Annotated in this window: 26 protein-coding genes; 16 read left to right on the forward strand and 10 right to left on the reverse strand. The window is 43.8% G+C overall.

Translation table 11 applies throughout. The features are described 5' to 3' along the window. Nucleotides 1-140: 140 nt before the first annotated feature. Nucleotides 141-761, forward strand: coding sequence for a LysE family transporter (locus Q9R21_RS08330; protein WP_311204142.1), 621 nt, complete (start codon nt 141-143; stop codon nt 759-761). A gap of 74 nt (nt 762-835) precedes the next feature. On the opposite strand, the gene znuB is transcribed toward Q9R21_RS08330, so the two are convergent. The 3 genes from znuB to Q9R21_RS08345 are packed head-to-tail and all read right to left on the reverse strand — an operon-like array spanning nt 836 to nt 2,901. After that, nucleotides 836-1,636, reverse strand: a complete 801-nt coding sequence (gene znuB, locus Q9R21_RS08335; protein WP_044112389.1) for a zinc ABC transporter permease subunit ZnuB — start codon at nt 1,634-1,636, stop codon at nt 836-838. A 3-nt stretch (nt 1,637-1,639) separates the two neighbouring features. Beyond that, the gene (gene znuC, locus Q9R21_RS08340; RefSeq protein ID WP_161785335.1) at nt 1,640-2,431 is read right to left on the reverse strand and encodes a zinc ABC transporter ATP-binding protein ZnuC; all 792 of its coding nucleotides are present in this window, start codon (nt 2,429-2,431) and stop codon (nt 1,640-1,642) included. After that, the gene (locus tag Q9R21_RS08345; RefSeq protein ID WP_004280980.1) at nt 2,404-2,901 is read right to left on the reverse strand and encodes a transcriptional repressor; all 498 of its coding nucleotides are present in this window, start codon (nt 2,899-2,901) and stop codon (nt 2,404-2,406) included. Before Q9R21_RS08345 ends, znuC begins: the two co-directional genes overlap by 28 nt. 146 nt (nt 2,902-3,047) lie before the next feature. On the opposite strand from Q9R21_RS08345, the gene Q9R21_RS08350 reads away from it, so the two are divergent. From Q9R21_RS08350 to Q9R21_RS08395, 10 genes are all read left to right on the forward strand, one after another. Then, complete coding sequence (locus Q9R21_RS08350; RefSeq protein WP_311204143.1) at nt 3,048-3,884, forward strand: metal ABC transporter solute-binding protein, Zn/Mn family; 837 nt, start codon at nt 3,048-3,050, stop codon at nt 3,882-3,884. A 174-nt stretch (nt 3,885-4,058) separates the two neighbouring features. Continuing rightward, nucleotides 4,059-4,451, forward strand: coding sequence for an ATP synthase subunit I (locus Q9R21_RS08355; RefSeq protein ID WP_004280982.1), 393 nt, complete (start codon nt 4,059-4,061; stop codon nt 4,449-4,451). A gap of 110 nt (nt 4,452-4,561) precedes the next feature. Further along, on the forward strand, nt 4,562-5,437 hold the full coding sequence (gene atpB, locus Q9R21_RS08360; protein WP_004644859.1) for a F0F1 ATP synthase subunit A: 876 nt from the start codon (nt 4,562-4,564) through the stop codon (nt 5,435-5,437). 85 nt (nt 5,438-5,522) lie between these two features. Continuing rightward, the gene (atpE, locus tag Q9R21_RS08365; RefSeq protein ID WP_000424060.1) at nt 5,523-5,768 is read left to right on the forward strand and encodes a F0F1 ATP synthase subunit C; all 246 of its coding nucleotides are present in this window, start codon (nt 5,523-5,525) and stop codon (nt 5,766-5,768) included. Nucleotides 5,769-5,807: 39 nt separating this feature from the next. Then, entirely contained in the window at nt 5,808-6,278 is a 471-nt protein-coding gene (locus tag Q9R21_RS08370) for a F0F1 ATP synthase subunit B (protein WP_004280990.1), read from the forward strand. Nucleotides 6,279-6,290: 12 nt separating this feature from the next. Continuing rightward, the gene (locus tag Q9R21_RS08375; RefSeq protein ID WP_004644860.1) at nt 6,291-6,827 is read left to right on the forward strand and encodes a F0F1 ATP synthase subunit delta; all 537 of its coding nucleotides are present in this window, start codon (nt 6,291-6,293) and stop codon (nt 6,825-6,827) included. Between the two features lie 43 nt (nt 6,828-6,870). Beyond that, nucleotides 6,871-8,415: a F0F1 ATP synthase subunit alpha gene (gene atpA, locus Q9R21_RS08380; protein ID WP_004644861.1), complete on the forward strand. Its 1,545-nt coding sequence runs from the start codon at nt 6,871-6,873 to the stop codon at nt 8,413-8,415. An 89-nt stretch (nt 8,416-8,504) separates the two neighbouring features. After that, nucleotides 8,505-9,374, forward strand: a complete 870-nt coding sequence (atpG, locus tag Q9R21_RS08385) for a F0F1 ATP synthase subunit gamma (RefSeq protein ID WP_004644862.1) — start codon at nt 8,505-8,507, stop codon at nt 9,372-9,374. Nucleotides 9,375-9,400: 26 nt separating this feature from the next. Beyond that, nucleotides 9,401-10,795: a F0F1 ATP synthase subunit beta gene (gene atpD, locus Q9R21_RS08390; RefSeq protein ID WP_004644863.1), complete on the forward strand. Its 1,395-nt coding sequence runs from the start codon at nt 9,401-9,403 to the stop codon at nt 10,793-10,795. A 27-nt stretch (nt 10,796-10,822) separates the two neighbouring features. Next, nucleotides 10,823-11,242 (forward strand): F0F1 ATP synthase subunit epsilon, encoded by a 420-nt coding sequence (locus tag Q9R21_RS08395; RefSeq protein ID WP_004644865.1) that lies wholly within the window; start codon nt 10,823-10,825, stop codon nt 11,240-11,242. Between the two features lie 44 nt (nt 11,243-11,286). Here Q9R21_RS08395 and Q9R21_RS08400 read toward each other — a convergent pair whose 3' ends face one another. Further along, nucleotides 11,287-11,994, reverse strand: coding sequence for a hypothetical protein (locus tag Q9R21_RS08400; protein ID WP_195725442.1), 708 nt, complete (start codon nt 11,992-11,994; stop codon nt 11,287-11,289). Nucleotides 11,995-12,317: 323 nt separating this feature from the next. Between Q9R21_RS08400 and Q9R21_RS08405 the strand changes: the two genes are divergently transcribed. Next, nucleotides 12,318-13,694, forward strand: coding sequence for an NAD-dependent succinate-semialdehyde dehydrogenase (locus Q9R21_RS08405; RefSeq protein ID WP_311204253.1), 1,377 nt, complete (start codon nt 12,318-12,320; stop codon nt 13,692-13,694). Between the two features lie 28 nt (nt 13,695-13,722). Here the strand turns inward: Q9R21_RS08405 and Q9R21_RS08410 are convergent, their stop codons facing one another. The 3 genes from Q9R21_RS08410 to Q9R21_RS08420 all read right to left on the reverse strand — a co-directional run bounded on the left by Q9R21_RS08410 (nt 13,723) and on the right by Q9R21_RS08420 (nt 16,337). After that, complete coding sequence (locus Q9R21_RS08410) at nt 13,723-14,727, reverse strand: pirin family protein (protein ID WP_311204254.1); 1,005 nt, start codon at nt 14,725-14,727, stop codon at nt 13,723-13,725. A gap of 141 nt (nt 14,728-14,868) precedes the next feature. Beyond that, complete coding sequence (locus Q9R21_RS08415; protein WP_311204255.1) at nt 14,869-15,468, reverse strand: hypothetical protein; 600 nt, start codon at nt 15,466-15,468, stop codon at nt 14,869-14,871. 323 nt (nt 15,469-15,791) lie between these two features. Beyond that, nucleotides 15,792-16,337 carry a glutathione peroxidase gene (locus Q9R21_RS08420; RefSeq protein WP_180180995.1) on the reverse strand — a complete coding sequence of 182 codons (546 nt, stop codon included), beginning with the start codon at nt 16,335-16,337 and terminating at the stop codon, nt 15,792-15,794. A gap of 190 nt (nt 16,338-16,527) precedes the next feature. On the opposite strand from Q9R21_RS08420, the gene Q9R21_RS08425 reads away from it, so the two are divergent. After that, nucleotides 16,528-17,424 (forward strand): DMT family transporter, encoded by an 897-nt coding sequence (locus tag Q9R21_RS08425; RefSeq protein WP_114542445.1) that lies wholly within the window; start codon nt 16,528-16,530, stop codon nt 17,422-17,424. Nucleotides 17,425-17,868: 444 nt separating this feature from the next. Here the strand turns inward: Q9R21_RS08425 and Q9R21_RS08430 are convergent, their stop codons facing one another. Genes Q9R21_RS08430 through Q9R21_RS08440 form a run of 3 tightly spaced genes read right to left on the reverse strand, consistent with a single transcriptional unit; the run spans nt 17,869 to nt 20,829 of the window. Then, the gene (locus Q9R21_RS08430; protein WP_005105144.1) at nt 17,869-18,438 is read right to left on the reverse strand and encodes an L-threonylcarbamoyladenylate synthase; all 570 of its coding nucleotides are present in this window, start codon (nt 18,436-18,438) and stop codon (nt 17,869-17,871) included. 41 nt (nt 18,439-18,479) lie between these two features. Beyond that, nucleotides 18,480-19,619: a DNA-processing protein DprA gene (gene dprA, locus Q9R21_RS08435; protein ID WP_311204256.1), complete on the reverse strand. Its 1,140-nt coding sequence runs from the start codon at nt 19,617-19,619 to the stop codon at nt 18,480-18,482. 55 nt (nt 19,620-19,674) lie between these two features. After that, complete coding sequence (locus Q9R21_RS08440; RefSeq protein WP_311204257.1) at nt 19,675-20,829, reverse strand: LysM peptidoglycan-binding domain-containing protein; 1,155 nt, start codon at nt 20,827-20,829, stop codon at nt 19,675-19,677. A 120-nt stretch (nt 20,830-20,949) separates the two neighbouring features. On the opposite strand from Q9R21_RS08440, the gene def reads away from it, so the two are divergent. From def to Q9R21_RS08455, 3 genes are all read left to right on the forward strand, one after another. Continuing rightward, nucleotides 20,950-21,480: a peptide deformylase gene (def, locus tag Q9R21_RS08445; RefSeq protein ID WP_004644875.1), complete on the forward strand. Its 531-nt coding sequence runs from the start codon at nt 20,950-20,952 to the stop codon at nt 21,478-21,480. Nucleotides 21,481-21,572: 92 nt separating this feature from the next. Then, on the forward strand, nt 21,573-21,983 hold the full coding sequence (locus Q9R21_RS08450; protein WP_311204258.1) for a DUF2946 family protein: 411 nt from the start codon (nt 21,573-21,575) through the stop codon (nt 21,981-21,983). Between the two features lie 72 nt (nt 21,984-22,055). Beyond that, nucleotides 22,056-24,077, forward strand: a complete 2,022-nt coding sequence (locus Q9R21_RS08455; protein ID WP_311204259.1) for a TonB-dependent copper receptor — start codon at nt 22,056-22,058, stop codon at nt 24,075-24,077. Nucleotides 24,078-24,480 lie beyond the last annotated feature (403 nt).

Raw genomic sequence — 24,480 nt, forward strand, 5'->3', positions numbered from 1 at the left:
ATCCTGTTTTTTAATGTACATATTGTGCCTGAAGCTATGCAGAGTGAATAGTGCAGTGCCTTATATTTAAGCAAGTTTTTAGCCTGATTTTATTGGAAAATTCATATAATATTAGGTGAGTTTTGCTGAGTGAAATGTTCATGTCCTATCAAATGTGGTTTGCCTATATGCTGGCCTGCTGGGTGATTAGTGTGTCTCCGGGCGCAGGAGCGGTTGCTTCCATGTCGAGTGGACTGAATTATGGTTTTCGGCATGGTTACTGGAATGCGCTGGGCCTACAACTGGCATTATTGGTACAGATTGCAGTGGTTGCGGCAGGCGTGGGAGTTTTGTTTGCGACAACCCCATGGGCATTTTTAGTGGTGAAATGGTTTGGTGTCGGCTATTTATTGTATTTGGCTATTTTGCAATGGAAAGCACCTGCACAATCTATCGAAATTAAACATGAATTGGCGCGAAAATCGAGAGGGAAACTGGTACTACATGGTTTCTTGGTTAATATCACTAATCCTAAAGCCATCGTATTTTTACTGGCCGTCTTGCCGCAATTTCTGGATTTGTCCAAGCCGCAATGGATTCAGTATTTGATTATGGCTGCGACAATGGTGACGATTGATCTGATTGTGATGGCGGGTTATACCGGATTGGCTGCTAAAGTTTTAAGGCTACTAAAATCATCGAAACAACAAAAAGTCATGAACCGGACTTTTGCCGGTTTATTTGCAGGCGCTGCATTTTTATTGAGTTTGGTGCATCAATAAAGAGTGTTTGCTCTCTCCTTAAAGGAGAGAGGCGGAATAGATCATTAGAAAATCATCATGATTTAACAGAAATATTAAGCCAGCTTTTTAAACTTCTGCACGCAGAAGAACAGTGCAAATAGCACCGCCATGGTCAGTACAATAGTTAAACCTGTCGAAGTATTGAGACCGGCACTCGACCACAGGCCTACGGTCACCCCAATTTGCGCAATCACGAATGCCCAGATCACCATTTGTTTGGGTGAGTGTGCAAGTAATCGTGCAGTCAGGGCAGGGATCACCAGTAATGCTCCCATCAAGAGTGAACCGACTGCTTTCAGGGCAAGCACGGTAAACAATGCCAATAACAACATAAAGATCAGGCGTTGCCATTTGGCATTTACACCTTCACTGACCGCCATGTCCGGATCAATCGCGATTTGAATCTGCGCTTGCCAGCTTTTATAGAGGACGGCTAAGGCCAGAATAATCACAATGGCAAAGGTGGGTAAGTCCGTCCAAGAAATCGTTAGTAGATCACCAAATAGATAGCTGAGAAGTTCCGGTCTTAAACTCGGTAAATGCTGAATGAACAATAATCCCGAGCAAAGCAGTGTTGCTGAACATAAGGCCAGCAAGGCATCATTGGGTAGGCGCGGATCATGCAGCACCCACAAAATACCTACCAATAATAAGGCAATAAAAGTGACTCCCATCCAGAGCGGTAAACTTAAAGCTCCAGCAATGGCAACACCGAGTAAAGTACCGTGTGCCATGGTATCGGCAAAGAATGACATACGCCGCCAGAGCATGAGACAGCCCAGCGGAGCAGTCAGAAATACCAACAGCGTTCCCATGATCCATGCAGGTAAAAGGAGTTGTAACCAATCCATCATGGTTTAAGCTTCCGGCTCGGGGTGAATATGAGGGCGTGAATCATGCTGACAGGGAGTGGCAGAATCGCCATGCGCGCAATGATCATGATGATGGTGATAGAACACTCGATTGGTGCCAAAAATTGCCTGATATTCGGGATGTTGCTGCACGCTTTCCGGCAGCCCACTACAGCAGATATGCTTGTTCAAGCACACGACTCGAGTCGTACCTTGCATCACCCATTGCAGGTCATGTGAAACCATCAGTACGGCACAGCCATATTTTTCCGGCAAGTTACGCACATATTCATACAGTTCAGCTTCGGACTGGATGTCCAGACCTTGCATCGGTTCATCGAGGACTAAAATGTCCGGCTGGCGTAATAAGGCGCGGGCCAATAGCACCCGCTGACGTTCGCCGCCAGACAACTGCTGAACTTTAGAATCTTGCAGTTTACTAATGCCGGTATCGCGGATAATTTCGGTTTTAATCTGGGATGGGCATTTTTCTAGCGCCAATAAATCTTTCACCCGGAGCGGCAAGCTATGTGAGGGATTGAATTTCTGTGGCACATAAGAGAATTTGAGTTTGCGCGCAGTTTTGATCTCACCTGATTGCGGTTTCAAAATGCCCAGCATGACTTTAATTAAGGTCGATTTACCAGCGCCATTGGGACCGATCAGTGTGACAATTTCTTTCTCTTGTAACGAGAAATCAATGGCTTTTAAGATATCGCGCTCATCGATCTTGACCCAGATCTTGGAGAGCTGAATCAGGGGAGAGGCACTTAAGCTTTGTTGCGGCACTGCTGACAAATTCCTGAAATTTCGATAATGCTGTGATGTGCCGTGAAGTCGTCCGAGCTGGCCAGTGCATCGAGTTGATCGAGCAAGCCCTGAGCCGACGCTTCTTTGACGGCTTTACATTCGGTACAGATTAAAAAAGCGGCCTGATGCCCTTCACGTGGATGGCAACAGGGAATATAGGCATTGATCGAGGTCAGGCGATGAATCAGCCCTTTGCTTAATAAAAAATCCAGAGTGCGATACACCGTTGGTGGTGCTGCAGGACGATCGCTGGCATTTTTCATTTGTGCCAGCAGATCATAGGCGCCCATCGGGCCATGCGCATTCAGAATGAGTTCCAGCACTTCTTTACGTAAAGGTGTAAGGCGTGCGCCGCTTGCTGCACAAAGACTTTCCGCTTCAGCAAGACGTTGTGCGACATTGGGATGGTCGTGCACGCCGTGCAATGCGTTGTGGTGTTCGTGCGAACAGGAACCCATAGTTCACCTCAAGTGCGAAACTGAAAATTAATAGATTTCAAATCTTAACATGAAGCGTTCTGAGTTTCGATTGGGCATAGGTATTTTTGTATTTTTGTTATATTATAACACTTCCTGATTTTATCGTTTTTAAGTGATTTCTACTCATGTTCCGTCTCCTTGCAATCAGTCTGCTGGCATTGTTCAGTACACTCAGTTGGTCACAAAGTCTGGTGGTGTCTACGCAGCCGATCTATCTGATTGCCAAGAAAATTACCCAGGGGGTGGAACAGCCAACTTTATTGTTGGCCAACCAAAGTGGACATGATGTGAGTCTGACTCCGGCGCATCGAAAAACTATTCAGGATGCAGGACTGGTGATCTGGTTGGGGCAGGCGCATGAAGCGCCCTTGGCGAAAGTGCTGAATGAAAGTAATAAAGGTATCGCACTTTTAGACTCCGGAATTTTGATTACCTTGCCGATGCGTAATCCGCGTGGCGAGGCCTTAAAAAATACGGTAGACACGCATGTCTGGCTCGATCCGAATAATGCGGTACGGATAGGTTTCTTTATTGCGGCGCTACGTTCGCAGCAATTGCCGGAGCATCGTGAACGCTACTGGAAAAATGCCCGTGACTTTGCACAAAACATGTTTGCTACGGCCCAGCTTTATAGTTCAAGCAACAAAGCCAAACCCTATTGGTCTTATCACGATGCCTATCAGTATCTGGAACGCCCACTCAATTTAAAATTCATGGGTGCGCTGACCGATGATCCGCATGTTTCGCCAACCGTGGCGCAAATCAAGTTTTTACAGGATCATCGTCCACAACGCAAAATGTGCCTGCTGGCCGAAGGTCATGCCAGTGAAAACCAGTACCGCAAACTCAATCCGGTACTGTTCCAGCATGTCGATGAAAGCATGAGCGGGGCAGGGGACTTTGTGCAGGCTTGGCAGCAATTGGCCACAGAAACCCAGAAATGTGTACTAAATGCACGCTAATGATTTAAAAAATAGACAGATTTTGATTAGTTTAACAGCAGTGACCCGATTTAAAAAAACACGACTAAGGTCGGGAAAAGATTGCATGTTCAGGGGTGTAACTCTATAATGCCTGCGATTAAAAATAATCACCTGTTAAACTTGTCAAGCATGATTGCTGTGAGTGAATAAATAATGAGCCGAACTAGTCGCTTGATTGACCGACGATTAGCGAAAGCTTTGGTCCTCCTGCAAGCCTGTATGATCCCTGTTTCAGCCTTGATCGGCTGGGTCGTGAAAGACTCAACCGCAGCCTTGAGTGCAGCATTAGGTGCACTGGTATGTTGGCTCGCGACTTGTTATTTTTCGTGGCAATCGTTTCGAGCAGCAGGAGCCCGCGCGTCTAAACAAGTTCTTTCGAACATGTATAAAGGCTTGATGGGAAAGTTTGCCATTGTGATTGTTGGTTTCATTTTAATTTTAAGCAATGTTAAACCGTTGTCAGCGGTGGCGTTGTTTTGTGGTTTTATACTTGTTCAAGCCATGTCGTGGGTCGCTCCGTTTTGGGCGTCACGTCTACAAAAATGAGTATAAGCACAACAAGAAATTGAAAAGTTTTTCAGGAGCAGGCGAGATATCAAGCAGCACGCGATATTCGTTTGTTCTATTAGTTTTTTGACATTGACCAGGTGTGATTTATGGCTGCTGAAGAACATGCCCTTACTTCGACCGAGTATATCAAGCATCACTTGACCAACATGACCTATGGCAAAATGCCGGACGGTACGTGGAAATTGGCCGAGAGCGGTGCTGAAGCTCAACAGATGGGGTTCACTGCTATTCACTTGGATTCAATGGGTTGGTCTATCGGACTGGGTCTGATTTTCTGTTTGTTGTTCTGGTTGGTTGCGAAAGCGGCTAATGCTGGTGTTCCTACCAAGTTCCAGTCTGCAATTGAAATGATTATCGAGTTTGTAGATTCAAGTGTACGTGATACCTTCCACGGGAAGTCTCGATTAATTGCACCCTTAGCATTAACCATTTTCGTGTGGATTTTCCTCATGAACTTGATGGATTTGATCCCTGTTGACTTTATTCCTTATGTAGCTCAACACGCGATTGCTTCTATGCTGGGTGTAGACCCTCATCAGGTTTACTTTAAAATTGTTCCGACTACAGATCCAAACATTACCCTCGGTATGTCTATTTCTGTATTCTTCTTAATTATTTTCTATAGTATTCGTGAGAAAGGTGTTGGCGGCTTCGTTGGTGAGTTAGCACTGAACCCATTTAACCCAAGTAATCCAGTTGCTAAAGTGCTTTTAATTCCATTCAACTTATTGTTGGAATTGACTACTTTCTTGGCGCGACCAGTTTCATTGGCTCTACGACTGTTCGGTAACATGTATGCGGGTGAGTTAATCTTCATTCTTATCGCGTTATTACCGTTCTGGATCCAGTGGGCGTTGTCTGTGCCTTGGGCGATTTTCCACATTTTGATTATTACGCTACAAGCATTCATTTTCATGATGTTGACTATCGTGTACATGAGTATGGCAAGCGAAAAGCATTAATGGTATTGCCTAACTGTCAACGGATGGTTGGGCACACAATTTTTTAACTTAATTTGGTATAAAACCTAACCTCTGAGGAATTATCATGGAACTCACTTTAGGTCTAGTTGCAATTGCATCTGCTATCTTGATCGCTTTCGGTGCTTTAGGTACTGCGATTGGTTTTGGTCTTCTAGGCGGCCGTTTCCTTGAAGCTGTAGCTCGTCAACCAGAATTGGCTCCACAACTTCAAACTCGTATGTTCTTAATCGCGGGTCTTCTTGATGCTGTGCCTATGATCGGTGTTGGTATTGGCTTGTTCTTCATCTTCGCTAATCCATTTGTAGGTTAATCAGCTTAATTCCGAAATTCACTATTTGAGGAATTTGCAATGAATATCAACCTCACATTGTTTGGCCAAGCGATTGCGTTTGCGATTTTTGTCGCATTCTGCATGAAGTTTGTATGGCCACCACTAATCAATGCGATTAGTGAACGTCAGCGTAAAATCGCTGATGGCTTAAATGCTGCTGAAAAAGCGAAGGCTGACCTTGCAGATGCGCAAGCACAAGTGAAAGCTGAGTTAGACGCGGCAAAAGCACAAGCGGCTCAATTGATCGAACAAGCGAACCGTCGTGGTGCACAATTGATCGAAGAAGCGCGTACCCAAGCTGCGGCTGAAGGTGAGCGTATTCGTCAACAGGCTAAAGAAGCTGTTGATACTGAAATCAATGCTGCTCGCGAAGAATTGCGTCAACAAGTGGCTGCTCTTGCAGTAACTGGTGCTGAGAAAATTCTTAGCCAGCAAGTTGATGCAGAAGCTCACAATGCCATGCTGACTCAGCTGGCTGCTAAACTTTAAGAGAGGCGGATTATGGCTGAACTCTTGACGTTGGCACGCCCATACGCTAAAGCAGCATTTGCTTACGCTTCTGAGCAAAGTGCAACTGACTCTTGGTCAACAGCACTTGAATTGCTCAGTGCTGCGGTGCAAGACGAAGCATTTTCAGCTTATCTAAATCGCCCTGAGCTTACACCTGCTGAGCAGGTGGCTCTTTTTGCGAAAGTTTTAGGTGAAGACCAAACTGCAGCAGTGTCTAACTTCCTGACATTGCTTGCAGAGAATAACCGTTTGGTTCTTCTTCCTGAGATTGCAGCAGAATATGAGCAGCTTAAATCACAGAATAACAATACTGTGGATGTTGTGATTGAATCAGCATTCCCATTGACTTCTGTACAGGAACAACTTCTTACTCACGCATTAGAGAAAAAATTCGAAGCGGCGGTAAATGTTTCTGTAGAAGTTAACCCAGCGCTGATTGCTGGTGTAGTTATTCGTGCAGGCGACCAAGTGATAGATGATTCTGCGCTTAACAAGCTTGAAAAAATGCGTACTCGTCTTCTTGCTTAAGAAATAAGAAGACTGAACTTTAAAAAGATTGAGGTATAGCGCAATGCAACAACTGAATCCATCCGAGATCAGTGCGCTCATTAAACAGCGTATCGGCGATCTGGACACCAGCGCAACCGCTAAGAACGAAGGAACCATTGTTATGGTTTCCGACGGTATTGTGCGTATTCACGGCTTAGCTGACGCTATGTACGGTGAAATGATCGAATTCGACGGCGGCCTTTACGGTATGGCACTGAACCTAGAACAGGATTCAGTGGGCGTCGTTGTTTTAGGTAACTACTTAAGCCTTCAAGAAGGTCAAAAAGCGCGTTGCACAGGTCGTGTATTAGAAGTTCCGGTTGGTCCAGAACTTTTAGGCCGTGTAGTAGATGCTTTGGGTAACCCGATTGATGGTAAAGGCCCTATTGATGCAAAATTAACTGATGCTGTTGAAAAAGTAGCACCAGGCGTAATTTGGCGTCAATCAGTGGATCAACCTGTACAAACTGGTTATAAATCAGTAGATACAATGATCCCTGTAGGCCGTGGTCAACGTGAGTTGATCATTGGTGACCGTCAAACTGGTAAAACAGCAATGGCGATCGACGCGATCATCGCTCAGAAAAACTCTGGCATTAAATGTGTATACGTAGCAATCGGTCAAAAACAATCGACTATCGCTAACGTGGTACGCAAGCTAGAAGAAACTGGCGCTATGGCGTATACAACTGTTGTAGCTGCAGCTGCAGCTGATCCAGCAGCAATGCTGTATCTAGCTCCGTATTCTGGCTGTACAATGGGCGAATACTTCCGTGACCGCGGTGAAGATGCGTTAATCATTTATGATGACTTGTCTAAGCAAGCTGTTGCTTACCGTCAAATTTCATTGCTTTTACGCCGTCCACCAGGTCGTGAAGCGTATCCAGGTGACGTGTTCTATCTACACTCGCGTCTACTTGAACGTGCTTCTCGTGTATCTGCTGACTACGTTGAGAAATTCACTAACGGTGAAGTTAAAGGCCAAACTGGTTCATTAACTGCATTGCCGATTATTGAAACTCAAGCGGGTGACGTATCTGCATTCGTACCAACCAACGTAATTTCGATTACTGATGGTCAGATCTTCCTTGAAACATCATTATTCAACGCAGGTATTCGTCCTGCTGTGAACGCGGGTATCTCTGTATCTCGTGTTGGTGGTTCAGCGCAAACTAAGATCATCAAGAAATTGTCTGGTGGTATCCGTACTGCTTTGGCGCAATACCGTGAATTGGCAGCATTTGCTCAGTTCGCTTCTGATCTTGACGAAGCAACTCGTAAGCAACTTGAACATGGTCAACGTGTAACTGAGTTAATGAAGCAAAAACAATATGCTCCATACTCAATTGCTGACCAAGCTGTTTCAATTTATGCATCTAACGAAGGCTACATGGCTGACGTAGACGTTAAGAAAATCGTAGACTTTGATGCTGCGTTAATTTCTTACTTCCGTTCAGAACATGCTGCGTTAATGCAACAAATCGATGCCTCTGGTGATTACAACAAAGACATCGAAGCTGCAATCAAAGCAGGTATTGAAAGCTTTAAAGCGACTCAAACTTACTAATTTCAACCTCTGTTGAATTTAGTGTCGGTTTGGTTCACGGAATCAACCTTCGGAAGCTCGCAAGGGCTTTCGAATACTAGGTTAAGCGTATGGCAAATTTAAAAGAAATTCGCGCCAAAGTAGCTAGTATCAAGAGCACGCAGAAGATTACTCGAGCGATGCAAATGGTAGCAGCTTCTAAGATGCGTCGTGCGCAAGAGCGCATGGCTCAAGGCCGTCCGTATGCCGAAAATATGCACCGTGTAATTGCTCATTTGGTCCAAGCGAACCCTGAATACAAACACCGTTATATGGTTGAACGCCCGGTTAAGCGCGTTGGCTATATCATTGTGTCTTCAGATCGTGGCCTTGCTGGTGGTTTGAACATTAACCTGTTCAAGAAAGTGGTTAAACACGTTCAACAGCAACAAGAGCAGTCAATTGAAGTTCAATTTGCTTTAATTGGTCAAAAAGCGGTTTCGTTTTTTAAAAACTACGGCGGTAAAGTGCTTGGTGCGACGACGCAAGTCGGCGATGCCCCAAGTCTTGAGCAGTTATCTGGTTCTGTACAGGTGATGTTGGACGCTTATGATAAAGGCGAGTTAGATCGTATTTATCTAGTGTCAAACGGCTTTGTCAATGCCATGACTCAAAATCAAAAAATCGAACAACTTGTTCCTTTGGCTGCTGCTGAAGAAGACAAGAATCTGAACCGTCAATACGGTTGGGATTATATCTACGAGCCTGAAGCTGAAGAGCTTTTAAATGGCTTGTTGGTTCGCTATATCGAGTCTGTGGTGTATCAAGGTGTGATTGAAAACATCGCATGTGAGCAGTCTGCACGTATGGTCGCTATGAAAGCAGCGACAGACAACGCAGGCGAGATCATTAAGAGCCTGCAACTTATTTATAACAAGCTGCGTCAAGCCGCGATTACTCAGGAAATTTCTGAGATCGTTGGTGGTGCCGCTGCCGTTTAACATTATTTTGAATTGAGGAGACAGCAATGAATAGCGGTCGTATCATTCAGATCATCGGCGCGGTTATCGACGTCGAGTTTGAACGCAACAGCGTTCCTAAGATCTATGACGCTCTCCAAGTAGATGGTACTGAAACTACTTTAGAAGTTCAGCAACAGCTTGGTGATGGCGTAGTTCGTACTATTGCAATGGGTTCTACTGAAGGCCTTAAGCGTGGTTTGAACGTAACTAACACTAACGCGCCGATTTCTGTACCAGTAGGTACAGCGACTCTAGGCCGTATCATGGACGTTCTTGGTCGCCCGATCGACGAAGCTGGTCCTGTTGCGACTGAAGCGCGTTTACCAATTCACCGTCAAGCGCCTTCTTATGCAGAACAAGCGGCTTCTACTGACCTTTTAGAAACTGGTATTAAAGTCATTGACTTGCTATGCCCGTTCGCAAAAGGTGGTAAAGTTGGTCTGTTCGGTGGTGCCGGTGTTGGTAAAACTGTAAACATGATGGAATTGATCAACAACATCGCGAAAGCTCACTCAGGTTTATCTGTGTTTGCTGGTGTTGGTGAGCGTACTCGTGAAGGTAACGACTTCTATCACGAAATGAAAGATTCTAACGTTCTAGACAAAGTAGCAATGGTCTACGGTCAGATGAACGAGCCACCGGGTAACCGTTTACGCGTAGCGTTGACTGGTTTGACCATGGCTGAATATTTCCGTGACGAGAAAGACGAAAACGGTAAAGGCCGTGACGTACTATTGTTCGTAGATAACATCTATCGTTATACACTAGCGGGTACTGAAGTATCAGCACTTCTAGGTCGTATGCCATCTGCAGTAGGTTACCAGCCTACACTTGCAGAAGAGATGGGTGTTCTTCAAGAACGTATTACATCGACTAAGTCTGGTTCTATTACGTCAATCCAAGCGGTATACGTACCTGCCGATGACTTAACAGATCCATCGCCTGCTACAACGTTTGCTCACTTGGACGCAACTGTTGTATTGAGCCGTGACATCGCATCTTCTGGTATTTACCCAGCGATCGATCCACTAGACTCAACTTCACGCCAGTTAGATCCGTTAGTTGTTGGTCAAGAGCATTATGAAATTGCACGTTCTGTACAGAACGTATTGCAACGTTATAAAGAGCTTAAAGACATCATCGCGATTCTTGGTATGGACGAGCTTGCTGAAGAAGATAAACTGGTTGTTTACCGTGCGCGTAAAATCCAGCGTTTCTTCTCTCAACCGTTCCACGTAGCTGAAGTATTTACTGGTGCTCCTGGTAAATTAGTATCTCTTAAAGAAACGATTCGTGGCTTTAAAGGTCTTCTAGCTGGTGAATACGATCATATCCCAGAACAAGCGTTCTACATGGTTGGTGGTATTGACGAAGTTATTGCTAAAGCCGAGAAACTTTAATTAGCTACTCTAATTTAGGAGATTCTCATGGCGACTATGCAATGTGATGTTGTAAGTGTTCAGGAGTCTTTGTACTCAGGCACTATAACTATGCTAATTGCAAAAGGTGCTGGCGGTGAGTTGGGTATTATGCCTGGCCATGCTCCGTTGGTAACTTTGCTCCAACCTGGCGCGATCCGCGTTATTTTGGAAAACGGTACAGAAGAGTTGATCTATGTATCTGGTGGTGTTCTAGAAGTTCAACCGCATGTTGTTACGGTTCTTGCAGATACTGCAGTCCGTGCAGAAAACTTAGATGAAGCAGCTATTGTTGAAGCGCGTAAACACGCTGAAGCATTGCTTGCGAATCAAAAGAGCGATTTGGACTCTGCTGCTGCTTTGGCTGCTCTTGCAGAAACTGCTGCTCAGCTGGAAACGATCCGCAAAATCAAAAACCGCGCTCAATAAGAGACGGTTTGAGATTGAAAAAACCACCCGAAAGGGTGGTTTTTTTATGGGAGAAAATTTCTGATATTATTTGTAATAGATATAAAGCTATCAGATGCAGCCAAGGTCGTACTAACGATTACTAAATATTCTTTCCACGCTTTGCTATTTTCAGATTTTAGAAAATCTTCATATTTTTTATTTGTAAAAGCATGACCTATTGATTCTTCGAGTACTTCGATAAGTCCTTCATTACCATATATTTGGTAGTAATCCAAAGCTTCGAGAATTTTTCTTAATTTTTTTATTAAAAATGCTTTAACATGATCATCTATCAATGAGTTTTGAACCAAATCTTGAAGTAAAAGATTGGTATTTTCTTTAATTTTTAATATAGATTCACTAGCCAATTTTTCATTTTGACCATTAACCAATTTCCAAAGACGAATCTGTGAACCTATAAAATTCTTGGTCGATGGAAAAAGTTTATTGGCTATATTATAAAAATCGTGAGCATTGCTTAAATCAGCCATTAATAAAGAAATTAGATCTTTGATCCATGTTTTATCCAGTAAATCCATACCATGATCAGCTTCTATGAATTCGGCAACATCATATACATTTTGTGCTAATTTTATTCTTAAAAGATTTAGATCATTATAATCAGATATTTCTAACCCTCTAGCCATGCATTCAAAAGGACTCTCTTTCTTTTGTTTTACAATTAGTTCAATTCTACAAAGAAAATCGAAAATAATTTGAGGTTTATTCATTTTTAATAATTTGGTTATTTAGTTATATAATATCTTACCTATGAAACGCAGTATTTCAATAAAACAATTTATTGAGTGTTTTCTAATTTATTCCCTAGTTTTTATTGTATTTAATCTCTTATAAATAGAATTACTTTTTTAATTTGTACCACTCAATATAACTTTTACCTGCTCTCAGTAATGTTTTGAACCAATCTGTAAGCAGACAGACGCCATAAAAAAATCAGTGATAAGTTAAATAATTCGAACAGATACTCGCTTGTTATAACTTGATGCGATTGGGTTTTGAACGGGCGAAACTTATAATTGAAAAAGGGAAAATCATGGCTTATCAATCTATTAATCCATTTACCAATCAAAAATTGAAAGACTATCCATCCCATAGCGATCAAGATATTCAAAATGCACTCGATACAGCAGAACAAATCCTAAAGTCAGACTGGTCACAACAGGTCGATACTCGTATTGAAGTACTGCGCAAATTGGCCAGCAATATGCGAGAACGAAAGTCTGAACTGGCGAAGCTCATGACGCTGGATATGGGTAAACTGATCAAGCAGGGTGAAGGTGAAATCGAAACCTGCGCCAAAATTGCCGAATACTATGCTGATCATGCCAAAGAATTTTTAGCGCCCGTGTCCTATGAAACGGAACTGGGTGAGGCCTGGGTTGAGCATCATCCACTGGGTATTATCATGGCGGTGGAACCGTGGAATTTCCCATTTTATCAACTGATGCGCGTCTTTGCGCCGAACTGTGCGATTGGTAATCCGGTTCTGGCAAAACATGCTGGCATTGTACCGCAATGTGCGGAAGCCTTTGAAAAACTGGTCTTGGATGCAGGCGCACCCAAAGGTGTCTGGACCAATCTGTTTATCAGCAGTGATCAGGTCGCGGAAGTAATTGCAGACAAGCGTGTGCGTGGTGTGGCACTCACAGGTTCAGAAGGTGCGGGCAGTGCAGTCGCTGAACAGGCGGGCAAACATCTTAAAAAATCCACACTGGAACTGGGCGGTAATGATGTATTTATCGTACTCGATGATGCAGATCTGGAACGCGCGATCAAGTTAGGCTGTCAGGCGCGTGTCAATAATGCCGGGCAGGTATGTACAGCAGCGAAGCGATTTATCTTGCATGAAAAAATTGCCGAACAATTCAAGGCAGGCATGCTGAAAGCTTTTGAACAGTTAAAACTGGGTGATCCGCTCGATCCTGAAACCACTTTAGGACCGCTGTCTTCAAAAGACGCACTGGAAAAACTCAGCAAGCAGGTCGAAAAGGCCGTAGCACAAGGTGCAACTGTAGTTACTGGTGCTAAAGCCGTAGAACATCAAGGCAATTTCTATGCACCGACCATTCTGGAAAATATCACGCGTGAGAATGATGCTTGGTATGAAGAATTCTTTGGTCCGGTGGCGCAAATCTATGTCGCGAAGGATGATGATAAAATTGTCGAAATTGCCAATGATTCCAATTATGGTCTGGGCGGCGTGATTCATGCTCAGGATATTGAGCGCGCTAAAAAACTGGCGTCACGGGTAGAAACTGGCATGATCTGGATTAACTGGTTTACCGATACTACACCGGAGTTACCATTTGGTGGAATCAAAAACTCCGGTTATGGTCATGAACTGTCGATTGATGGTTTCAGAGAGTTTGTGCAGAAGAAACTGGTCGTGGTCAAAAGCCCGAAGAAATAAAATATTGACTCGACAAAGAAGCCACTATTCAGTGGCTTCTTTGTTCTGGATATTCTTCGCGTTGACCACCGTCATAACTGGCAAAACGCGGGTGTTCTGGTGGAAATGATGGTTCAGCACTTGGCCAAGGCCAGCCACCAAATTGGGTTTCGCGATAACGGCGAAAAGCAGTCTCCAGCTCTTGCGCACTATTCAAAACAAAAGGCCCATGCATGGCAACCGGTGCGCCAATCGGTTCACCCTCCAGCCATAAAATATGCGATTCCAGTAAACCGCCTTTGAGCTGAATATCTGCATCCGGTTTGAGTTCCAGTAGATGCTTTGGCGCTATCTTCTGTCCTTCCAGTTCTAAGCTTTTGCCTTGATAAAAATAACAAAAACGCGTTGCAGTAGCTGTGCTGGCAGGAATGATTAATTCTGCTTCCGGTTTTAAAGTGATTAAATAAATATTGAGTTGATTCTCTGGAATAGCTGCCCATGAATGTGGCGGACGATCCAGTGCCTGAGTCTGTTTAAACTGTCCTGAAATGACCCGAATATCTGCTTTACGTCCGGCCGCATCGGCTGAAAATACATGTGGAATCTGTTCACGCCACAACATTTTATAATCGGCAGGCTGTTTTTTCTGTTCCGGTGAGGAATTGAGCCAGATTTGAAACAGCTCCAGCGGATTGTCCTGATCTTGATGAACCAATGGGAACATCTCGCAGTGCTGTACTCCATTGCCAGTGGTCAGCCATTGCACATCACCCGCGGCATAACGGCCCGAATTTCCAAGCGAGTCAAAATGATCGACATAACCGCGCTCGACAATGGTAATGGTTTCAAAGCCAGTATGCGGATGCTCCGGAAAGCCGGGAATACTCTCGCCATAATACATGTCATATTCATGCTGCTGTGGCGGGGAAACTGTGCCTAATTCGACATTGCCTTGCGGATAATGATCTTGATGATGAACGGTAAAAATAAAAGGATCTTTCAGATCAAGCCGGGATGTGACTGGAACCACAGAATACAGCACTGAATTCGACATGATTGAACTCCTGATGATCTGATTAGATGAAAATTCTTGATCTAAATATAATTTTTATAATCCATAACAGTGTATAGCCTGCAAGACGATTGAGGAAGGTGGGTTTCGATCAATCGCCTCAAAATGAGATTTTTAGGTATTTTAAGTATTGTCCTGATCAGTATTGCTCTCTGATTCCTGATCTGGATTCTGGATCAGCAAGCCGGCCAGTTTGACCATTTCGGATTGCACATTAACCATCTGGGATTCAATCTTTTTCAAGTTCACTTGGCTGAAATCCACCTGACCATTTAAAAGAGGAGAAGCCAGAACTTGCTGATTGGCGGTCATAATGTTGTCACGAATCTGGTCAATTTCCTGACTTTTCAAGTTCAGGTTGCCTAACACCTGATTAAAACTGCTAAGTTGCTGTTGTAGCTGGGTCGCAGTGGACTCCAGTTGCTGGGTATCTTTAGCTTCGACCGCCGTTTGCAGTTCGGTCTGGGTCTGTTTTAACTGTTCCACATAACTGCCGGCCTTGAGCTGCAAGTCGGCGACATCACGAACCATATAAAACATATTGCCCGATTTAAGTTCGGTTTGTGCTGCTGAACTCTGTTGCTGAGAGGCTGGTTCCAGATCTGAGGTCGTGGTATCTGCCTGTTCAGCCGGTGCTTCGACAGCCTGTTCACAGCCCATCAGTAAAATTCCAGAGCTAAATAATGCGAAAGGAAGGACAGCATTGGCAAGAATCTTGGACATGGAATCAGGGTCTCGATACAGGTGATGGAATTTGAGTAGTATTTAATATAAGGACAAACTATGGAGATAAAAAAGATTGTTGCAAACTCATAACAATTCTTCTGGGTTCCGAATGTTTCCTTATTTAAAAACAGGAAAAAGATTATTAAAAACTGGTAAAGAAGTACTTTGTTCTCACCAAATTGGCTTGTTCGGCCTGCAATCATTTTGAAGATATGTCCGGTTAATCTCAATTTAGCTAAATAGCGGTTTTAAAAAAATAAGTATCTATCAAGAAAATAGATACTTATTTCAAGCTTGAAGCTTATGAGAATAATCGAGAATTATTTTGCAAGTTCTGCGTTCACTGCATCGACAATCCGTGGATCATCCGCAGTAATATCCGGTGCAAAACGTGCCACCACTTCACCATTTTTATTGATCAGGAATTTTTCAAAGTTCCATAGTACTTCTGGTGGCTGGTTTGGCGTTAGGCCATAATCGACCAGATCTTTCCACCAAGGGCCTTCACCGATGCGTTCCGGGATCGCTTGCGTAAGGGTGGTATATAAAGGATGCTTGTCTTCGCCTGCGACAGAGATTTTAGCAAATAGCGGGAAGTCGACTTTATAATTCACTGAACAGAATTCCTGAATCTCGGCTTCGCTACCCGGTTCCTGTTCCAAAAAGTTATTGGCAGGGAAGCCAAGAATTTCCAAACCTTCCGCTTTTTTGTCCTGATACAGTTTTTGTAAGCCTTCATATTGCGGCGTCAAGCCACATTTAGATGCGACGTTAACCACCAGCAAAACCTTACCCTGGTAATGGTTTAAAGTGGTTTCTGTTCCTTCAATAGTTTTGACTGGAATGTCATATACAGAGCGAGTCATTAGATTTCCTGTTTATTGCGACTGAACGGTATTTGTTTTAACGGGTATTCGCTTTCAGCACAAGTAGAAACAGGTGAGCTCAGTTACTTAAAGCTGCAAATTGCCTCAATATTATGTGAAAAATCTATTATGCTAGGATGCGCGAATAGGCATAGCTTAATAACAAGACCAGCGACTCATGGATGAAAGTATGACACAGCAACAAAAGGCAGTCTGGTGGGCCATGGCCTTACCACTGGCCGCAGTTTTGATTTGGTCTCTGAATATGACGGTTACCCGTTATGTGGCAGATTATATTTCTCCCATCAGTATCAGTTTCTACCGCTGGGCCTTGGCCTTACTGATTTTAACTCCATTCATGTTGCCTAAAGTCAAAGCAGCATGGCCGCAGATCCGTCCGCATCTCGGACATTTTGCTGTTTTGAGTGCGCTGGGAATGGTGCTGTATCAGGGGCTAGCCTATAGCTCGGCACACTACACCACTGCGACCAATATGGGCCTGATTAATGCCTTTATTCCTATTTTTACCATTATCGTAGGTATTTTTGTTTTAAAGATTCGCCCGACACAGACTGCAGTGCTGGGAAGTCTCTTGTCCTTTATTGGTTTGATGTATGTCATGGCACAAGGGCAGGGCCTGCAGTTTTTAACTGTCGGTGAAAGTTATATTGGCGATCTGTTGATGTTGATCGCAGTATTTTTCTATGCCTGTTATGGCGTGTTTCTGAAAAAATGGCAGATTCAGATTCCACTCTTAGTGAGCCTGTATATCCAGATTTTTATGGCCTTTCTCTATCATATTCCTTTGGTATTGATTTTAGGTCTGGATAGCATCAATCATGCTAATGCAGCCAGCATTATCTATGCCGGAATTTTTCCTTCTATTGCCGCACCCTTGTTCTGGATGATGGCTGTGCAACAACTTGGTCCCAATCGCAGCAGTATTTTTATGAATCTGATGCCTGTCTTTACCGCAGTAGTCGCATATTTGTGGCTGGGCGAAGCCTGGACCATGTATCACAGTATCGGCGGTGGCATCATTTTACTCGGAATCCTCTGGGCACAATATCCCGGAAGATCCGCTTAATCAGGAATTAAAAGAGCTGATTAAGAATTTTTTCTGATTAAATATTGATCTTTTGAACAATTTTTTTTAATTGAAATCCCCTTTTAAATGCTAATTTTCAAATGTTAAAACAAATAGAAAAATATCGTTTTATTTTAAAAAGAGAATAGAAAGAGCAAGATATTTTGAATATTGGTCAAAAATTGTTTGCTATTAATAGAAAATATGTATTATTTGATTGTTTTATTGTACTTGTCGTTGTACTCAGTTTCTTTCATAATGCGCCCATCGAGAATGATCAAGCAAGAAAATCCTTGTTTTATCAGACTCCCAGAGATTTTCTGAACCCTCTGGATGTGATTTATGCACATCCTTTTTTATGCTCAGCCATCCCTATATGGCTGAGCTTTTTTTTGTCTTAAAACTTTAGTCGGGCTTGAGTGTCCCGACCAAATCAGACAGGACTCAGTCACGAATAACTACGCCAGTCACTGCATCAATGATCCGGCTTGGTTGCTGGCTTAAGCCTAAGTCACCATTCAGATAATTCAGATTCTGGTCAAAATAGCGGATCGCATCCTGCAGTGAGCGCGCAGGTTCCATTCCGGCAGGATTGGCGCTGGTCGAAACAATAAAACCGCCAAAGGCCTGACACAAGGCTACACAGAGCGGATGGTTGGTGACACGGACTGCAACTTTGGGATGCTTGCCCTTAATCCAGCCAGGAATCTCCTGATGGGCAGGAAGCAGCCAGGTGGTGGCTCGTTCTGCTGGCCGATCATTACTCCAGGATTCAATCACCTGTTCACGCATTTCCTCAGTCAGATCCTGCAACAGATGTTCCACCTGTGAAAGATGAGCTGCCAGCAGAATCACACCTTTCTCAATCGGGCGTTGCTTCAATTCTAAAATCTGATGAAATGCCTGTTCATTATAGGGGTCGCAACCCAAGCCCCAAACAGCCTCTGTGGGATATGCCAAGACTTGTCCGTCTTTAAGCCATGCTGCTGCTTCGGCAACAGAGGTAGTGATCATGTGGATACCTTATATTAAACAACAAAGCGCTATTGTGAACCTTATTTGAGAATCCGACAACGTAGATACAGGCCGGCTTGCTGGGTGCAAAACCCGAGTAACTCCAGTTCCATCAGTTGACTGGTCAGGGAAGATACCTCTTGCTGCACCTGCATTCCCAGCTGATCCAGAGTCTGTCCCACCCAGTCCAGCTGGTTATACAGACTGAGCAGATGCGGCGGAATTTGCTGTGATGTCGCTTCAGTAACTTTCGTTTTGGCGATGTTTTCCAAAGCTTGCCATTGCGTCGCCAGTGCCAGTTCTTCGATGACCTGCTGTGGATGGTCAATCAGAATCGCGCCCTCACGAATCAATTGATGGCAGCCCTGATAATGCTCACTATAAATATGTCCCGGAATGGCAAACACGGTTTTGCCTTGCTCGGCTGCCAGTTTAGCCGTAATCAGAGAACCACTTTTTAATGCAGCCTCTGCCACAATGATGCCTAGGCTTAAACCACTGACAATTCGGTTGCGCCGTGGGAAATGGTGCTGCAAAGGCAGTGTATCTGGCAGAAACTCACTGATGACGGCACCGCCATGCTCAATGATTTGCTGGCGCAGTGACTGATGCTGTACTGGATAGGTTTGATCCAGTCCGGTCGCCATCACTGCAATTGTCCCCTGATGTTGTATGGCAGCCCGATGAGCTGCTTCATCAATACCATGTGCCAGACCGCTATTGATATAAAAACCCTGTTCACTCAGGTAAAAAGCAAAATCATAAGCTACTTGCCGGCCGTGTGGACTGGGTTTGCGGCTGCCCACAATGGCAATCTGTGCCTGAAGTAGGGTATCGGGTCTACCCTGACCAAAAATGATTGGGGGTTTATCTGTATAAGGATGCAACTGCTGCGGATAATGCGGATCGCCATGCAATAAAACAAAGTCACTATCCTGCTGGATCTGCTGCAGACAACGCTGAAATTTCTGCTGGGCTTCGGGAAGAGAAAATTCTTTTAAGCGCTGTACATGATTGGCATGAATACCGAGTGCCTGCCAGACAGGGGCTTGATCCGGCTGAAGGGCATGGGCCAGTTCGGCATAATGTTGACTGATTTTATAGAAACTCGAAAGGGAATGCTGAACCAGATACCATAACATAATTGTTTCCAGTTGCGCGCGCGATAACGGGTTCAGCATATTGAGACCTATAGGGTTGTCTTCTTATTATTGAGTTTTTTATTTAGACAAATATTTATTCATCTAAAAGAGGTGCTTGAATTCCTGCACCAACCTTGATTGGTAATTCACTTTCCAGCACATAGGCATAGCTCAACTGATCGAAGGTTTTAAATACCATGATCTGGCCAATACGCTCACCTGGCAATTGCACACGTTCTTTAGTTTTAGGATCAGTGACCACTTCACCTTTTTGATTCACACTAAAGACATGACCCGTCTGAACCCCATGTGCCGTACCACGGTCAATGGTGACCACACTATGACGTGCTGCAGTACCAATTGATCCCAATACACGCACAATCTGGCCACCGGCAGCAATATTTTCTGCATTGGTCGGATAGAACAGGGTCGGTAACATTGGATCGTATTCAGGCAAGACGCGATCACCACGACGGACTTCAGCATTGTAACTATCTGTTAGTTCAAGCGTGGTGACATCACCTTCGCCACGTACCGCAATACCAGATGCCACCTGTTGCAGCTCGAGTGCAGCCGTATATTTCTTGCCGTTTGCATCCGTAAATACATACGGTTCAGCTTCACGATACACCGCATAGCGTTGGCCAACTTCCAGACCGTGACCACGTGCATAAACTTTCTGGCCTTTGCCTGCCAGTACGCGCTGATCTGCAGTTCCGAGGATATATGGCGTACCTTGAACTGAATCAGGCGCCAGAAGGGTATAGCGTTCTAGCCACTGCTTGATATGCTCAAGCGGAATCACTGGAATGGTATTATTTAAAGATTCAGCACGAATCTGGGGTTGCAGAGAAGTAATGCCTAGATAGCGGCTGATAATACCTTCACAACCATCACCTTCGTCTTTACCAATAATCGGACGGCCTTGGTAATCACACATCAGCAGGCGGTCACCCGGGAAAATCCAGTGTGGATTTTTCACGTGCTTATTACTGGCCCAGATTTCCGGCCAACGTACCGGATTTTTCAGGAAGCGTTTCGAGATATCCCAAAGCGTATCGCCTTTTTTCACCACATAAACGTTCGGTGCATTGGCTTTTAATGCCGGTGGATTGACGTTGCGTGCAGGTGCTGCCTCGGCAGAATGAATGGTCCCCATACTGACGCCAACACAGACGGCAAGTGCCAGCATCTGATTTTTAAACCCCAAGGCACTAAAAAATGGCATGCCCTTCAAAACCTTTTTCATTATCATAATTCCTAAAATTATGTGCGTAGTTGCGTTATAATAACGATCTTACACACATTTTTTTGATGAAGCATTCCCTTCATTTGGTTTTTTGATCAATGGCATAATTGAGGACGCAGTATGGCCTTATTACCTATTTTAAGTTTCCCGGATCCCCGTCTTCGTACCATTGCACAACCTGTCGAAGAAGTGACTGATGAAATTCGTCAGCTCGCTGCGGATATGTTTGAAACCATGTATGAAGCACCAGGTATCGGACTTGCCGCGACTCAGGTGGATCGTCATATTCAGCTGATTGTTATGGATCTGTCTGAAAATAAAGATCAACCGATGGTGTTTATTAACCCCAAAATCACACCATTGACTGAAGAAACGCAGCCCTACGAAGAAGGCTGTCTATCAGTTCCTCAAATATACGATAAAGTTGATCGTCCGTCACGCGTAAAAATCGAGGCAATTAATCTGGAAGGTCAAGCATTTGAGCTCGATGCTGACGGACTTCTCGCTGTGTGTATCCAACATGAAATGGATCACTTAAATGGCAAATTATTTGTCGATTATTTATCGCCATTAAAACGTCAACGTGCACGTGAAAAAGTGGAAAAACTGGTCCGCCAGCGTAATAAAGACAAAGTGGCAGTGAAACGCTAGGATCATTTTAAAGTTTATTTAAATGGTCTAGCAAAGCCCAATTCTGATTGGGCTTTGGTATAATCAGCATAAGCATATTTTAGGAATAGCCTGTGTTTTTACGCGCGGGGCTGCTATTTACATTTGCAGCTGTGTTTCTACAGATTGCTGTATTTTTACAGCCTTTGTTACCGAAGCAATATCAGGTTGCTCCGGTCTGTGAAACCATCACGCGTGCGCTTTTTATCGCCACAGATGCCCATGCGCAGCATAGCGCTGGCGAGCATAGCCACCTTGTCCAATCCGGTCATCTTCAACATGATCATCATGATGCCAATCATCAGTGTCAGTACTGTAAGGTTCATGCCAATTTAGTCTTACCGCCTGATCTGGACATCAAACAGGTACTTGACCGGATTCATGTCCGTTTAATTGCCTATCAAAAAACCTTTAAGCATGTCTGGTTTGTCCTTCAGCAACTCTTCTTAATTCCTCAGGGGCGAGCGCCACCACTGCCTGCATAAATCTGCATTTTTCAGCTTGGGTTGGTATTGACTCAAGCCGTGCCTAATTTATGTATTTAGTGAGATAGAGAAATGGCTCAGCCTAAATTTTCTTTACAGCCACTTGCGGCTGCGATTTGTGTTGCTTGTTATTCTTCGGTGGCGATGGCCAATGATGCCATGCCGGTGCAAACGTTTGCCCCGATTGTGGTGACGTCAGCAGCAGGTAATGATGCCAATGGGCTGATTGTCCGCGCTGATCCAAAACAGCCGATTCAACCGATTCCTGCCAGTGATGGTGCGGATTATTTGCAAAGTATTGTTGGCTTTAGTTCGGTCAATAGCGGTGCCGGCACCAATGGGGATGTGACGTTCCGCGGCATGTTTGGTTCACGAATTAAAATCCTGACTGATGGAACCGAAAACCTGGGCGCCTGTCCAAGTCGTATGGATTCGCCGACCTCTTATATTTCTCCGGAAAGCTATGACCGTATTTCGGTGATTAAAGGACCGCAAACGGTTCAGTATGCCAATACTGGCTCTGCGGCCACAGTGATTTTCGAACGTACACCGGAGCAGTTTGATCAAGATCAAAACTATCGCGGTCAGGCCAGTGTCTTGATGGGATCTTTCGGACGTCTTGATCATAATGTGGAAGTCGCAGCAGGCGATGAACAGAAATATATTCGCCTCAATACCAATCGTTCAGTATCGAATAGTTATCAAGATGGAGATGGAACCACTGTACCTTCAGATTGGGAGCGCTGGAATGCGGATCTGGCATTGGGCTGGACTCCAGATACAGATACCTGGGTAGAGCTGACGGGTGGTAAGGCAGATGGTGAAGCTGTTTATGCTGGCCGTGTAATGGACGGTTCCAAGTTCGCACGCGAAAGTCTAGGTTTACGTGTGGAAAAGCACAACGTCACGGATGTGATCCAAAAGATAGAAGCACAAGTGAACTACAACTTTAATGACCATGTCATGGATAATTTTAGCTTACGTCAAGTTGATGAACCTAATAAAGCCATGACCGTTACACGTCGAACTTTAAATTCACGACTATCAATGACTCATGAGTGGGATAAGCTACAGTTAGTCAGTGGTGTAGACTCTCAATTAAATAAACATGCGGGCGGTATGTACCATTCGACTAAACCCATGATGAACTCTCCTGTAACAACAGATATGGAGTTTCAATCCATTGGTGGTTTTGGTGAATTGAGCTACGATCTAGGAGATGATAATAAAGTCGTTTCAGGCTTGCGTATTGATCAAGTCAATATTGATTCAGTTAAGCGTGGTATTGATCGTAAAGAGACTTTGCCGAGTGCTTTCATTCGTTTTGAAAATACACATCCAGAGCATGATGATGGTAAGACATATATTGGTTTAGGTTATGTAGAGCGTGTGCCAGATTATTGGGAATTATTTAAAACAGATTTGAACGGTGAAGCATTATCTACGTTTAAAGATCTAAAAACTGAAAAAACCTTGCAGTTAGATCTCGGCTATCAACATCATCATGGTGCACTGAATTCATGGATATCTGCTTATACAGGCTTAATTAATGATTATATTTTAATTAATTATGATGCCGATAAGCAGACAGGTCATGGAATTAACGCAGCAGATTCTAGAAATGTCGATGCCACCATCGCTGGCGCAGAAGCTGGAATTGGTTATCAATTTAGTGACGCGATTCAGGCAGATATCAGTGCCATGTATGCTTGGGGTGAAAACACCACAGACAATACACCATTGCCACAAATCTCTCCTTTAGAAGCCCGTGTTAACTTGCGCTATGTTCAAGACAAATATAATTTTGGATTATTGTGGCGTGTAGTAGATGGTCAAAGTCGTATTAGTGAACGAGAAGGTAATATCGTTGGTTATGACAATAAGCAGAGCGCAGGCTTTGGCACTTTGTCTTTAAATGGTAGCTACCATGTCATGGATAGCGTGGATATATCAGTCGGAGTCGATAATGTCCTAAACCGGACTTATACCGAGCACTTAAATAAAATGGGGGCTTCCGGGACAGGTTTACCAACAACCGAGCAGTTTAATAATATGGGACGTAATTACTGGGCACGTGTCAGTATGAAATTCTAATTGTTCCTCAGTACTCCAAAAGCCATTGCTCAATAGCGATGGCTTTTTAATTTTTAGCGTTGCAATCAATATTTCCATATTTAAATAGGGCCTATGTATCTTGGATGAAGACCGGATAAAACAAGTTTTGTGTATATAAACGCCAGGTTGATGAAGAATCAAACAAGAATAGAATGTGAATTGAACGATATAAGTCATGTGACAAAGACTATTATAATTTAAATTGAAATAAAACAATATCTTATTGTGTTTGTGGAGGGGTTTTATTGAATGTGCTCAATAAAATTCAAAAACAATGAAAATAAATTAACTATATATAACAATTACTTATATTTTTATTGGTTTGAAAAATAAACACACGATAAAAAATCTTTGCAAGAAGTGTTGCAAGCCTCCTGAAATG

The organism is Acinetobacter sp. RG5 (assembly GCF_031844265.1).
Classification (GTDB): domain Bacteria; phylum Pseudomonadota; class Gammaproteobacteria; order Pseudomonadales; family Moraxellaceae; genus Acinetobacter.